Annotated in this window: 15 protein-coding genes; 8 read left to right on the plus strand and 7 right to left on the minus strand. The window is 66.5% G+C overall.

All coding sequences use genetic code 11. The features are described from left to right. Positions 1 to 94: 94 nt before the first annotated feature. Positions 95 to 1,315 (minus strand): aspartate aminotransferase family protein, encoded by a 1,221-nt coding sequence (locus OR37_RS16295; protein WP_004622236.1) that lies wholly within the window; start codon positions 1,313 to 1,315, stop codon positions 95 to 97. 167 nt (positions 1,316 to 1,482) lie between these two features. Beyond that, a complete protein-coding gene (locus tag OR37_RS16300; protein ID WP_004622239.1) occupies positions 1,483 to 2,304 on the minus strand; it encodes an ABC transporter permease in 822 nt (273 codons plus the stop codon). Between the two features lie 234 nt (positions 2,305 to 2,538). Between OR37_RS16300 and gcrA the strand changes: the two genes are divergently transcribed. Continuing rightward, positions 2,539 to 3,060, plus strand: coding sequence for a cell cycle sigma 70 cofactor GcrA (gene gcrA / locus OR37_RS16305; RefSeq protein ID WP_004622242.1), 522 nt, complete (start codon positions 2,539 to 2,541; stop codon positions 3,058 to 3,060). 78 nt (positions 3,061 to 3,138) lie between these two features. Here the strand turns inward: gcrA and OR37_RS20825 are convergent, their stop codons facing one another. Beyond that, positions 3,139 to 3,618 carry a DUF7079 family protein gene (locus tag OR37_RS20825; RefSeq protein WP_004622244.1) on the minus strand — a complete coding sequence of 160 codons (480 nt, stop codon included), beginning with the start codon at positions 3,616 to 3,618 and terminating at the stop codon, positions 3,139 to 3,141. Between the two features lie 36 nt (positions 3,619 to 3,654). On the opposite strand from OR37_RS20825, the gene xseA reads away from it, so the two are divergent. The 4 genes from xseA to OR37_RS16330 all read left to right on the plus strand — a co-directional run bounded on the left by xseA (position 3,655) and on the right by OR37_RS16330 (position 6,919). Further along, a complete protein-coding gene (xseA, locus tag OR37_RS16315) occupies positions 3,655 to 5,178 on the plus strand; it encodes an exodeoxyribonuclease VII large subunit (protein WP_004622246.1) in 1,524 nt (507 codons plus the stop codon). Positions 5,179 to 5,206: 28 nt separating this feature from the next. Then, complete coding sequence (locus OR37_RS16320; RefSeq protein ID WP_004622247.1) at positions 5,207 to 5,422, plus strand: DUF2093 domain-containing protein; 216 nt, start codon at positions 5,207 to 5,209, stop codon at positions 5,420 to 5,422. Then, on the plus strand, positions 5,407 to 6,267 hold the full coding sequence (locus tag OR37_RS16325) for a M23 family metallopeptidase (protein WP_004622249.1): 861 nt from the start codon (positions 5,407 to 5,409) through the stop codon (positions 6,265 to 6,267). Before OR37_RS16320 ends, OR37_RS16325 begins: the two co-directional genes overlap by 16 nt. A 133-nt stretch (positions 6,268 to 6,400) precedes the next feature. Then, the gene (locus OR37_RS16330; RefSeq protein ID WP_004622250.1) at positions 6,401 to 6,919 is read left to right on the plus strand and encodes a response regulator; all 519 of its coding nucleotides are present in this window, start codon (positions 6,401 to 6,403) and stop codon (positions 6,917 to 6,919) included. A gap of 233 nt (positions 6,920 to 7,152) precedes the next feature. Here OR37_RS16330 and OR37_RS16335 read toward each other — a convergent pair whose 3' ends face one another. Next, a complete protein-coding gene (locus tag OR37_RS16335) occupies positions 7,153 to 8,106 on the minus strand; it encodes a lysophospholipid acyltransferase family protein (RefSeq protein WP_004622252.1) in 954 nt (317 codons plus the stop codon). Positions 8,107 to 8,292: 186 nt separating this feature from the next. On the opposite strand from OR37_RS16335, the gene OR37_RS16340 reads away from it, so the two are divergent. Further along, positions 8,293 to 8,682: a helix-turn-helix domain-containing protein gene (locus tag OR37_RS16340; RefSeq protein ID WP_004622254.1), complete on the plus strand. Its 390-nt coding sequence runs from the start codon at positions 8,293 to 8,295 to the stop codon at positions 8,680 to 8,682. Between the two features lie 269 nt (positions 8,683 to 8,951). Beyond that, positions 8,952 to 9,788 (plus strand): histidinol-phosphatase, encoded by an 837-nt coding sequence (gene hisN, locus OR37_RS16345; protein ID WP_004622256.1) that lies wholly within the window; start codon positions 8,952 to 8,954, stop codon positions 9,786 to 9,788. On the opposite strand, the gene OR37_RS16350 is transcribed toward hisN, so the two are convergent. The 3 genes from OR37_RS16350 to OR37_RS16360 all read right to left on the minus strand — a co-directional run bounded on the left by OR37_RS16350 (position 9,763) and on the right by OR37_RS16360 (position 12,107). Next, positions 9,763 to 10,746, minus strand: a complete 984-nt coding sequence (locus tag OR37_RS16350; protein WP_004622258.1) for an alpha/beta fold hydrolase — start codon at positions 10,744 to 10,746, stop codon at positions 9,763 to 9,765. The genes hisN and OR37_RS16350 overlap by 26 nt on opposite strands. A 5-nt stretch (positions 10,747 to 10,751) precedes the next feature. After that, positions 10,752 to 11,060: an SCP2 sterol-binding domain-containing protein gene (locus OR37_RS16355; protein ID WP_004622261.1), complete on the minus strand. Its 309-nt coding sequence runs from the start codon at positions 11,058 to 11,060 to the stop codon at positions 10,752 to 10,754. Positions 11,061 to 11,213: 153 nt separating this feature from the next. Further along, entirely contained in the window at positions 11,214 to 12,107 is an 894-nt protein-coding gene (locus OR37_RS16360) for a class I SAM-dependent methyltransferase (RefSeq protein ID WP_081612973.1), read from the minus strand. A gap of 266 nt (positions 12,108 to 12,373) precedes the next feature. Here OR37_RS16360 and OR37_RS16365 point away from each other — a divergent pair, with 266 nt between their 5' ends. Next, positions 12,374 to 12,832, plus strand: coding sequence for an Hsp20 family protein (locus OR37_RS16365; RefSeq protein WP_004622264.1), 459 nt, complete (start codon positions 12,374 to 12,376; stop codon positions 12,830 to 12,832). The last annotated feature ends 106 nt before the right edge of the window (positions 12,833 to 12,938 follow it).

A 12,938-nucleotide genomic window follows, 5' to 3' on the forward strand; every position in this document is an offset into this window, starting at 1 on the left:
TCCCCGGCGAAAGCCGGGGCCCAGATACATCCGGGTGGTCAGCGGGCTTGATCTGGGTCCCGGCTGTCGCCGGGAAGAACGGTGAAAAGCGGGATTAGGCGGCCGAGGCCTTCGCGCGCGCGACCTCGCAAGCCTTTTCCAGCTTGGCGACGGCCTCGCTGGCCTCTTCGATGGTCAGGTTCAGCGGCGGCAGCAGGCGCACGCAGTTGTCGCCGCCGCCGGCGACCAGCAGATGCTGATCACGGGCCAGGACCATGAACTCGCGGTTGTTCGGGATCAGCTTGATCCCGATCAGAAGGCCCTTGCCGCGGATGTCGACGATCACGTCCGGGAAGCGGTCCTTTAGACCGTTCAGCTGCTGGGTGAAGAAGCCGGCGACCGTGTTCACGTTGTCCAGCGTCTCGGGCGAGTTGATCAGGTCGAACGCCGCCTTGCCCACGGCCATGGCCAACGGGTTGCCGCCGAAGGTCGAGCCGTGCGCGGCCACGGTCATGCCCTTGGCCGCCTCGGTCGTGGCCAGGCAGGCGCCGATCGGGAAGCCGCCGCCCAGGGCCTTGGCCACCGCCATGATGTGCGGCGCGCCGCCTTCCGCCCACTCGTGGGCGAAGAGCTTGCCGGTGCGGCCCATGCCGCATTGGACTTCGTCATAGATCAGCAGCACGCCATGCTCGTCGCACAGCTCGCGCAAGCCCTTCAGGCACTGGGTCGGGATGGCGCGCGCGCCGCCCTCGCCCTGCACCGGCTCGACGATGATCGCCGCCGTGGTCGGGCTGGCGATGGCGGCCTTGATGGCCTCGTGATCGCCGAAGGTCAGTTGGCTGTAGCCCGGCAGGCGCGGGCCAAAGCCGTCGACATAGCTGGGATTGCCCGAGGCGTTGACGGCGGCGTAGGTCCGGCCGTGGAACGAGCCGTCGAAGCCGTAGATATCGATCCGCTCGGGCTGGCCGTTGGCCGAGTGATACTTGCGGGCCGTCTTCAGCGCGCACTCGACGGCTTCGGTGCCCGAGTTGGTGAAGAACACCACGTCGCCGAAGGTGGCCGCGCAGATGGCGTCGGCCAGGGCTTCCTGCTCGGGGATGCGATAAATGTTCGAGACGTGCCAGAGCTTCTCGGCCTGGGCCTTCAGAACGTCGACCAGAACGGGATGGGCGTGGCCCAGGCCGTTGGTGGCGATGCCGGCCACGCAGTCCAGGTATTCGCCGCCCTCCGTCGAGAACAGGCGCGCGCCTCGGCCTCGCTCGAACGCCAGCGGGGCGCGGTTATAGACGCCCATGATGTGGTGTTGAGAGGCGTTGGACGACGTCGCGGTGCTCAAGACCGGCCCTCCTAGAAGGAAAGAAGCCCCCGTGCTGCGCGCACGGGGGACTGGAAGGCCGCAGGTTGTCGCCGTGGAACGACGTCGTGTCAATCAAGGGACCGTGAAAAGGGCTCTGAAAAAGCCGAAGAATTCACGGCTCTGTCCTAACGGCCACAGGCTGGGGATCAGCTCTTCAGACGGTAACCGGTGACGAACAGGCGCCAGCACCATAGGAACAGACCCGTGGTCAGGACGCCCATGCTCACGACCCCGATCGCGATGGATCCGTCGGCATGGCCGATGAAGCCATAGCGAAAGCCGTCGATCAGGTAGAAGAACGGGTTGAAATGGCTGGCGGAGCGGAACGGCTCGGGCAGCTTGTCGACCAGATAGAAGGTGCCCGACAGGAAGGTCATGGGCATGATCAGGAAGTTGGTCACGGCGGCCAGCTGGTCGAACTTCTCCGACCACAGGCCCGCCAGAATGCCGGCCAGGCCCAGGATCATCGAGGCGGTCAGTCCAAAATAGAGGATGGCCCAGGGATGGGCGATCGACAGACCCGCGCCGGGCAACACGCCGATGACCAGGGCCGTCACCGCGCCCACGACCACGCCCCGCGTCGCCGCGCCGAGGGCGAAGCCCAGCACCTGCTCCAGCGCCGACAGCGGCGGCGTCAGAAAGTCCGGCGTCAGGCCCATCATCTTGGCCTGGATCAGCGATGACGACGAATTGGCGAAAGCGTTGTTCAGGATCGCCATCATGATCAGCCCCGGGGCCACGAAATGGCCGAAGGTCACCCCGCCCACCGCCGGCCGGCTGGCGCCCACGGCGACGACGAAGACCAGCATGTAGAGCAGCGTGGTGACGACCGGCGCGGCCACGGTCTGGGTTCCGACCTTCCAGAACCGGCGGATTTCACGTTGGTAAAGCGTGACGAACCCGGACCAATTCCAGCCGTGATAGTCGCGCGGCTGCGGCGGAACGACGCTGTTGGCCATGTCTCTCATCGCTCAATCCCTTGATTTTACGGGCATGTGCGCCTTGCCGCGCGGTTTCGCAAGCGCGGGCTTGCGGGAATCAACATCTTGTTTCTGTGGACAGAGTCGATGGCGCCCATTGTGTGTTTTAACGCATTCTTTACGATATCTAGTACGACGACCGCCGGCGGGGCGGTTCGATCACCATATATAGGGTGAAGGACGTGGGGACGTCCGGCGCCCTGTCAGATGGCGGAGACGGGTATGAGCTGGACGGACGAACGGGTCTCGACCTTGAAGAAGCTCTGGCTGGACGGCCTTTCAGCCAGTCAGATCGCGAAGCAGCTGGGCGGCGTCACGCGCAACGCCGTGATCGGCAAGGTGCACCGCCTGGGTCTTTCGGGCCGCGCGGCCCCCTCGCAACCGGCGCGCCCGGCCTTCAAGGCGCCGCGTCCGGCGCGTCCCGTCGCCCAGGCCATGCCCTCGGCGCCGCGCCGCGTGACGCCGGTCGAGGCGCCGGCTTCGGTCCCCGTGGCCGCCGCGCCCGCGCCGCTGCCGGCCTTCCGGCATGAAGAGCCGGGCTCGGCCACCGTGCTGACCCTGGGCGCGCACATGTGCAAGTGGCCGATCGGCGATCCCTCGTCGGAAGGCTTCACCTTCTGCGGCCGCCGCTCGTCGGAAGGCCCCTACTGCGTCGAACACGCCCGCGTGGCCTACCAGCCGCAGCAGACCAAGAAGAAGGGCGGCGCCACCGAGCTCGCCCGCTCGCTTCGCCGCTACATCTAAGAAGAACAAAAGTCTCTCAGGCGGCGGATCCCGGGCAGCTCGACGGCTGCCCGGGATTTTCCATTTTGAGAACCAGCGTTAAAAACGGCCGAGGACGAGGGCCAGCACGCCCACGATCACCAAGACGCCGATCCCGACAACCAGAATCGGCGGGTCGGGCTCAACGGTGACCTCCAAGAGATCGGGCTCTTGCCCATCCATCGCCGCCCGCACCCTAGGCCACTCCCGAGCCAGAAACTGCTTCCTCGCGCCTCCGCTCAGGAACCATGTCACCCGCGGCCTCTTCAAGGTTCGCAGAATCCGTTCACGGACAAAATCTGGATCAAATCCGGTCCACTCGCCGGCGATGCTCATCAGATTGAAGGCGAAGGCCGGAAAGACCTCGCGCTCGAGAATGTCGCGAACCTGCTCCTCCGAAAACCCGCCCTCGCGCGCCGTCCGAGCGATCGCTTCATAGTCTTGTCGCCGCGGTTGGGTGTCGAGAAACAGATCCGACAGCGCACACCACAAGGGCATCCTGGCGGCGACCTCATCTTCGCTCAGTACGCGTTCGGCCATTTAACCCCGCCCCGGCTTTATCCTATCTAGAAGCCCATGAGCGATCTGCCGCCAACCGATTCCAACGCCCCGCCCTATTCGGTCTCCGAGCTGGCCTTCGCCTTGAAGCGCACGCTGGAGGACCGCTACGGCTTCGTGCGGCTGCGCGGCGAGCTTTCCAAGGTCACGCACCACTCCAACGGCCACGTCTATCTGACCATCAAGGACGACAAGGCCGCCATCGACGGCGTCGTCTGGAAGGGCAATGTCCGGTCCCTCGGCGTGCGGCCCGAGCATGGTCTCGAGGTCATCGTCACCGGCAAGATCACCACCTATCCGGCCGGCTCGCGCTACCAGATCGTCATCGACAGCATGGAGGCCGCCGGCGTCGGCGCGCTGCTGGCCCAGCTGGAGCGGCTGAAGGCCAAGCTGGCCGCCGAAGGTCTGTTCGCGCCCGAGCGCAAGCGCCCCCTGCCTTCGATGCCGGCCGTCGTGGGGGTCATCACCAGCCCGACCGGCGCGGTGATCCGCGACATCCTGCACCGCATCCGCGACCGCTGGCCTTGCCAGGTTCTGGTCTGGCCCTGCGTGGTGCAGGGCGACGCCGCCGCCGCTCAGGTCAGCGGGGCCATTCGCGGCTTCAACGCCATCGCCCCCGGCGGCCCCGTGCCGCGTCCGGACATCCTGATCGTCGCGCGCGGCGGCGGTTCGGTCGAGGACCTTTGGGCCTTCAACGACGAGGCCCTGGCCCGGACGGTCGCCGAGGGGACCATCCCGCTGATCTCCGCCGTCGGCCACGAGACCGACACCACGCTGATCGACTTCGTCTCGGACCGCCGCGCGCCCACGCCCACCGCCGCCGCCGAGATGGCCACGCCGGTGCTGGCCGAGCTGCGCGCCCTGATCTCGGACTTCGACCGCCGCCTGAACCGATCGGGCGCGCGCCTGATCGAGGATCGCCGCACGCGCCTGACCAGCGCCGCGCGCGGCCTGCCTCGCCCCGATGACATTCTTGCGCTGGCCCAGCAGCGGTTCGACATCGCTTCGGGACGCCTGGACGCGGCCCTGCAACGCAATACCGCCGTCCATGCCCAGGACCTGCTGAAGGTCACGGCGCGCCTGACGCCGGACGTTCTGGCGCGGCAGCGGACCATCAAGGGGGAGCGCCTGGCCGATCTTGGCCGACGTCTCCAGGCCTGCGGAATCCGGGCGCCCGAGCGCGCCGCCGCCCATGCCCGCTTGCCCGCCCTTTGGGAGCGCCTGCGAGCCGCCGGCCAGCGCCGCCTGAGCCGCGCCGAAGACCAACTGACCAGCCTCGACAAGTTGCGACAGTCGCTGAACCCGGAAAGGCCGCTGGAACTGGGCTTCGCCTTGGTCCGCAAGAGCGACGGGACGCTGGCCCGGTCGGCCGCCGACCTCGTCGCGGGCGAGCGCGTGAATCTGAAGTTCAAGCTTGGCGATCGGGACGCGGTGATCGACGGCCAGGGCGCGATACCCCCGCCGACGCCCGCGCCGGCCCCGGCGCCCAAGCCTCGCCCCAGGCCGCACGCGCCGCCCACCGAGCAGGGCGACCTGTTCTAAAGCCGCGCCTTGGCGTAAGGTAAGCCGCATGAACGCTTTCGATCGTGATCTCGGCAAGTCCGACGGCCCCGCCGTCCTGCACTATGGCGACGGCGAGTTCGCCGTGCTCAGCCCCGGCCGCTTCGTGCTGTGCGCGGTGAGCAACAAGCCGATCCCTCTGGAAGCGCTGCGCTACTGGAGCCCCGAGCATCAGGAGGCCTATGCGGGTCCCGCCGAGGCCCTTCAGCGTTGGCAAGAGGCCTGAGCCGACGCGCGGTCGTCGCCGCGCTGCCGCTGACCGCCGTCGCGTTTAGCCCTCCGGGCGCGGCCCGGGCCGCCGCGCCGGGGCTGAGCCTCTCGGGGAAGTTCGTTCAAGGCGGCTATGCGATCGGCCACACGGCGCCGCGCGCCGTCATCGATGTGGATGGACCGGCGCGGACCACCGCCTCGGCCAACGGCTGGTTCGTCATCGGCTTCGATCGCGACGCGCCGCCGACCAGCACGCTGACCGTGACCACGCCCGATGGTTCGGCGGAAGACCGTCGAACCATCGCGCCCGGCGACTTCGACATTCAACGCATCGACGGCCTGCCCCCCGAGCAGGTGACGCCCACCGACCCCGCTCTGCTGGCGAGATTGGAGGCCGAGGGCCTGCGCAAGCAGGCCGGCTTCGCCAGCCAGGCCGATCTCGAAGGCTTCCGCGAGGGCTTCGTGCCGCCCGTGCTCGGCGCCCGCCGCTCGGCCCGCTTCGGCGGCCAGCGCATTCTCAACGGCGAGCCCAAGCGTCCTCATTATGGGGTCGACCTGGCGGTTCCCGTCGGCACGCCCGTGCGCGCCCCCGCGTCGGGGCTAATTTGCTTCGCCGAGACGGGACTGCACTACGAGGGCGGACTGGTGCTGATCGACCATGGCCAGGGGCTGGTCACAGCCTATCTGCACCTGTCTAAAATCCTCGTTTCTCCCGGAACTTACGTCCGCCAAGGCCAGCTGATGGCCGAAAGCGGCAAGGAGGGCCGCGCCACCGGACCTCATGTTTGCTGGCGCATGAAGTGGCGCGGACGCAATCTGGACCCTTCGCTGCTGGTCGGCGAAGGCCCTTTCCGGGCATGAAATTGTAGCAATTCGCCCCTGGCGCGAATTTAAAACCTTCTGTAGCAATGCCGCAAATTATCGGAAGCGGAGTCGCGGGGGAGCGGCCATGCTCCGGTCCCTTCCATGAGACTGTTCAGGAGGCGGCGCCCGCATGTCGGCGGCCCTGGAAAAACTGCGCTTCTTGCTGGTGGACGATAACCATCACATGCGCGTCATCGTCTCAACGATCCTCAAGAGCGTTGGCGTCAAACATATCCGCGAAGCCATTGACGGCGCCCAGGGCCTGCACATCCTGCGTGAGTGGCAGCCAGACATCGCCATCGTCGACTTCAAGATGAGCCCGCTGGACGGCGTGCAGTTCACACAGCTGGTTCGCAAATCGCCGGACAGCGTCGATGCGTTCCTGCCAATCATCATGCTAACCGGTTTCGCCGAGCGCCACCGAGTGTTCGAGGCCCGCGACGCCGGCGTCACCGAGGTGGTGGTCAAGCCGGTGACGGCCCGCTCGCTGCTCGACCGCATCAATACCGTGATCTATCACCCGCGACCGTTCATACGCTCGCCGGACTATTTCGGCCCTTCGCGCCGTCGCCGAACGGACCCCAATTACACGGGTCCTTTCCGCCGAGCTGGCGAAAAGGACGGCCCGCCGGAGATGATCGAAATCTAGAACAGGCTGAGCGGAAAGCCGCGCATCCACCTTTCCGCGCGATGCGCCAGAGCGTGAGGCTGAAAGTGGGAACCGGTTTCAACTTATCTCACGCTCTAAACATTTGATTTGGAGCCTTCGCCTAGAGCCTTATCCGCTCGAATGGAATCATTCGAGCGGAAAAATAAGGCTCTAAATCAAACATTTAGAGCGTGATAACCGCCGAAACCGCTCACACTTTCGGCTATCACGCTCTAACCTTCGCCGGCCTTCTCCATCGCCGCCCGTTCGCGTTCGGCCAGTTCGGCGTAGACCGCGTTCGGCCAGCGCCGGTGCACCCAGAACCACTCGGCCGGCCGCTCGCGGATGCGCTCTTCCATGAAGGCGTTGATCATCCGAACGCCCGCTTCGATGTCGGCCGTCCGGTCGCCGGTCCTAGGCGGCACGATCGGCTCGTGCACCACCGCCCGAAACCGCGCGCCCTTCAGCCGCTGAACGGACATGGGCTGCAAGACCGTGCCGAACCGGATCGCCAGGCGCGTGGGCCCGGGCGCCGTATGCGCCTCGTGGCCGAAGAATGGAGCAGCGACGCCGGTGTTGAACTTCTGGTCGTTCATCAAGGCGACGGACTTGCCCTCCTTCATGCCCTCCAGCAGCTCGCGCGCGCCGTCGCCGCCCTTGGGCGCGAACAGGCGCACGCCGTATCGGAAACGGCTGTCCTTGATGCGCTTGTCGACATAGGGATTGTTGGCCGCGCGATAGGTCATCTCGCAGACGACCCCGCTGTCGACGATGGCCGCCGGCATCACTTCCCAGTTGGATAGGTGTCCCGAAACGAACACGACGGGGATCTTGTCCGCCGCGATCCGAGCCAGCCGCTCCTTGTTGACCACCTCGACCCGCCCGGTGGACGGCAGGATCTTGTCCATCAGCGGGAATTCGGCGAACGAGCGCCCCAGCCCCTCCCACTGCTCGGCCAGCATGGCCTCGCGCCAGGCCGCGTCCTTATCCGGAAAGGCCAGCTTGAGATTGCGCTCGGCCACCTTGTGCGCGCCGCTCATCGGCCCGAACGTCCGGCCCAGCCAGCCGCCGAAGTCCGAAGCGCGATCCACGCCCATCAGACGCACCGCGCCGATGAACAGGTCGAAGCCCAAGGCCTCCAACCGCCAAAACAGGTCCTGAACCCAAGGCTGACGCTTATTCGACATGACCTCTTCTTAGAGTGTGGCGGCCAAAACCGGGAGCGGTTTCGACGACCTTCGTGGCTCGCGGGGGGCCGGGGCGCGATCCGTATGGCGCGACGCCGTCTCGCGCGGCACGCGACTTGCGACCATCGGTTCAGGCCGTTCCGTTTCGGGACGGGTCGGAGCAATCGAGGGGGCGAGGCTTCCATCATGGGTAACGACATCGACGTTCACCTGGGCAAGCGTCTCCGTCGCCGCCGCCGCTTGCTGGGCCTGACCCAGCAGCAGCTGGCCGGGACGGTCGGCGTTCGTTTCCAGCAGATCCAGAAGTACGAGTGCGGCGCCAATCGGATTTCCGCCGCCCGCCTGTGGCAACTGGCCGAGGCGCTGGAAGTGCCGGTCGGCTACTTCTACGACGGCCTGTCGGATGTCCGCCGCGAAGCCGCCGGCGAGTCGGCCGAGGGCGGCGAGATGTTCGCCCGCAAGGAAACGCTGGACCTGATCCGCGCCTACTATCTGCTGGGCGAGCGTCCCCGTCGTCGCCTGCTGGATCTGGCCAAGTCGCTCAACGGCGGCGCGGCTGAACACGCTGACGCCTAGAGCCTTATCCGCTCGAATGGAATCATTCGAGCGGAAAAATAAGGCTCTAAATCAAACATTTAGAGCGTGATAACCGCCGAAACCGCTTACACTTTCGGCTATCACGCTCTAGAGCCTTTAGCCTGAAATCCGAATCGATTTCAGGCATCAAAAAGGACTCTAAATCAGATGTTTAGAGCGTGAGATAAGCTGAAACCGGTTCTCACTTTCAGCCTCACGCTCTAAGGTCTTTGGTAGCGTAGCCGAGGCGGGGGCGCTAAACCCCGCCCATGACGCTTTCCGCTGACCGGCTCGCCACGCTCGACGCCTTCATCATCGACCTGAACCGAGCCTCGGCGCGCGCGATCCTGCCGCTGTTCCGCGCCGACCATGGTCTCGAAGACAAGGGAGCCGGCAAGAACCTGCCCCGCGAGTCGCACGCGGCCTTCGATCCGGTGACCGAGGCCGATCGCGGCGCCGAGGCGGCGATCCGCCAGCTGATCGCCGAACGCTATCCCGAGCATGGGGTGATCGGCGAGGAATATGGCGAGGATCGTCCGGACGCCGAGTTCGTCTGGGTGCTGGACCCGATCGACGGCACCCGCGCCTTCATCTCCGGCCTGCCGCTCTGGACCACGCTGATCGGTCTGCGCTGGCAAGGCCGCCCAGTGCTGGGCTCGATCGGCCAGCCCTATGTCGACGAGATCTTCGTCGGCCACGCCGGCGGCTCGCGCCTGCTGGCCCGCGGCGAGGAAACGCCGATCCGCGTGCGCGAATGCGCCAATATCAACGACGCCGTCATCGCCACCACCGATCCCGACGCCTGTTTCGACGGCGCCGAGCGCGGGGCCTGGCTGCAGGTGCGCGCCGCCGCCAAGCTGGCTCGCCTGGGCTGCGACGCCTATGCCTACGCCATGGTCGCCATGGGCAAGATAGACATGGTGATCGAGGCCGGCCTCAAGGCCTGGGACATCGAGGCGGCCATCCCCGTCGTCGAGGGCGCGGGCGGCCTGGTCACCAACTGGCGCGGCGAGCCGATCGGGCCGAAGGGCGGGCAGATGGTGATTTCCGGCGACCGCCGCCCGCTGGACGAGGCCCTGGTCAGTCTGAGACGTTCGGCGAAATAAGCGGTTCGCGCGGAGCGATCTGGTCGGCGGTCTCGTCGAAGGCCTTCCAGAACACGGCGCGGCGGGCGTCGGTCTCGATCAGGATCTCGTGGAAGGCGCCGGGAACCTCGACATACCGCCCCTGGGGAATGCGGCTGGCGATCGCGCGCGCGTCGGCGTTCAGCACGCGGTTGTCGAGCTCGGCGCCGACGATGGTGACCGGAATAGCGATCTTCTCGACGCCCTTGCTGGCCCTCAGCCAATCGCAGGCCGAGATCGCGAAGTCCGCCCAGCCCCAGGTCATGCCGCCCAGCGCGATCGCGGGATCCGCCCTCAGCTGGGCCTGGTAACGATCGTAGCGAACCTCATCATGGGTCAGTCCGTCGCCCTGGAAGGTCTGAACGAGCGGATCGTAGGGGGTTTGGACATACTCTCCCGCCAGGCCGACCCGCGACAGGGTCCAGGCCAGCGGCTTGGCCAGCCAGGGCGGCACGCCGGCCGTGTTCAGGCCCAACATCGGCGCCGACAGCACGGCGGCCGCGAAGCGCGTCTCGCCATGGGCCAGGACCAAGGTCGTCAGGCAGCCGCCCATCGAATGGCTGACCGCGATCCAGGGCTTGGGCATCCTGGGCTCGAACGCCGTGAGCAGCGCGTCATGGTCGGATAGGAAAGTCTTGAAGCCTCGGGCGTGGCCCCTGAGGCGGTCGGGCAGCTCGCGGACCGAGAGCCCCTGCCCTCGCCAGTCGTGCAGCAGCACGGCGAAGCCGCGCGCCAGGAGGTCCTCGACGACCTCGAAATATTTCTCGAGCGGTTCGCTGCGTCCGGGGCTGAGCACCACCGAACCGCGCGCCGCCGCCTTCGGAAAGAACGTCGCGGCGCGGAGGGTCGCCCCATCCGCGCCGCGAAACCATTCCGGCGCGCCGTGGTCGGGAACCGGAGCCTCGGGAATCGAGACCAGACGCGCCGGTTCCGTCGCCATCGGGCTTAGCGCATCTTGGCGAATAGCGCGCCCATCTTGGGCTGCAGGGCCATGGCGGCGCCCATGTCCGACAGCTTCAGCTTGCCGGTCATGACGGCCATGGTCGGGTCCAGAGAGCCGGCGCCGATGGCCAGCAGGTCGTCCAGGCTGAGCGTCATGGTCAGGTCGGCGGGCTTGTCTTCGTTGGTGACCGAGCCGCCATCGATGTGGATGACGCCGGCGTCCTTCAGGTCGAACTTGAGGCTCTTGCCAAGTCCGCTGTCGTCGCCCACGGCGCCCTTGATGCGATCGGTGATTTCCTGAAGCGTGGCCATGAGCGCGATCTCCCTCTGCGCGTAGTGTGGGTTGCGATACTTGAACGGACCATCCGGCCAAGTAAACACCGTTCAGACGATCCGGGGGTGTATTTCCCTCGGCGGAGGGCGACCCTAGTTGGGGTTTTTGTCAACTTTACCCACGCGGCGCCCTTATCGCGGCTTCACGAACTTCAAGGTCATCCGATCGCTCTCGCCGATGGCGTCGTACTTGGCGTGATCGAAGCCCGGCTCCGCCGGCTCGCCGCGCGGCGCCGACAGGCGCGTGGGCGGCAAGGTCCAAACCCCGAAGGGATAGGTCTTGGTGTCCTTGGGATTGGCGTTGATTTCGCTGGTCTCGGCCAGCACGAAGCCCGCCTCCTTCGCCATCTGGATCACATAGGCCTGCTGGACGTAGCCATCCTCGGCCAGGACGTCCTGCACCCGGCCTGGCTCGCCGCGATGCTCCTCGATCCCCAGCACGCCGCCGGGCTTCAACGCGGCCAGGGCGTCCTTGAACGCCTTCTCGGCGATGCCGCCGGCCATCCAGTTGTGCAGATTGCGCAGGAACAGCACCAGGTCGGCGGAGCCGGCCGGCGCCACCGCACCGCTGGTCGGACCGAACGTGGTGAAGGTCACGTCGCCATAGATCTTCTTGTTCTGGCTCAGCTTGCGCTCGAAGCCCGCGACGATTTCCGCGGCCGCCGGGTCGGACGGATCGCTGGTCTCCAGCACCGCCTCGTAGAGCTTGCCATGGGTGTCGGCCAGGAATGGAGCCAGGATGTCGGCGTACCACCCCGCGCCAGGCCAGAACTCGACGACGGTCTGCCCCGGCCGCAGCCCCCAGAACTTCAGCGACTCGACGGGATGCCGATAGACGTCCCGGGCGCGGTCGGCGGGCGACCGCCAATCGCCGGCCACGGCCGCCTCGATCGTATCGGGGCCGGCCTTCCGCGCCGCCTCGGCCTCGCGCTTGGCGGAGGAAGTCTTGCCGCACCCCGAAAGGCCCAGCGCGCCCACGCTCGCCAAGACGCCTCGCCGTGACCAGTCCAGTGCTGAAGCCATCATTCCCCCGTGTCGCGCGAGGCCAGCATCCAAGCCGACCTTGGCCAAAGTCGGGCCGCGCCGCGAAGGCCGCGACCTTAATCAGGGCGCCCCGGGCGTCAAACGATTCAGGTCGTGACGATCCGCCTCTTGAACCTTCAAAACGGCTCCCCAACTAACCTCTCGAAGGCGCTGGAAACCCGGGCCTTCCGGACCACGGGCGACGCCGAATTCGGGTCGCCGACGGGCCGCACATTCAAAGACCTTGCTTGATGAGAAGGATCTGCACCATGCGCACTATCGACCTTTCGCCCCTGTACCGTTCGCTCGTCGGCTTCGACCGCCTCGCCGATCAGCTGGACGCCGCCGCGCGCAATGAAGCGGCCTCGGGCTATCCCCCGTACAACATCGAACGCACCGGCGAGAACGACTACCGCATCGAGATCGCGGTGGCCGGATTTAAGCCGGAAGAGCTGAACGTCGAGGTGAAGGAAAACCTGCTGACCGTCACCGGTCGCAAGGCCGCCAACGACGAAGCCAAGCAATATCTGCATCGCGGCCTGGCCGAGCGCAATTTCGAGCGCAAGTTCCAGCTGACCGACTACCTGGTGGTGGTCGACGCCGAGCTGTCGAACGGCCTGTTGTCCATCGCGCTGAAGCGCGAGCTGCCGGAAGCGCTGAAGCCCCGCACGGTCGAGATCAAGTCGGCCTCGGCCGCCAGCCTGATCGAAGGCGAGAAGGCCGCCTAAGGCCGCCTAGAGCCTTTTCCGCTCGAATGGAATCATTCGAGCGGAAAAATAAGGCTCTAAATCAAACATTTAGAGCGTGATAACCGCCGAAAACCGCTCACACTCT

The organism is Caulobacter vibrioides OR37, from assembly GCF_000372645.1.
Taxonomy (GTDB): domain Bacteria; phylum Pseudomonadota; class Alphaproteobacteria; order Caulobacterales; family Caulobacteraceae; genus Caulobacter; species Caulobacter vibrioides_E.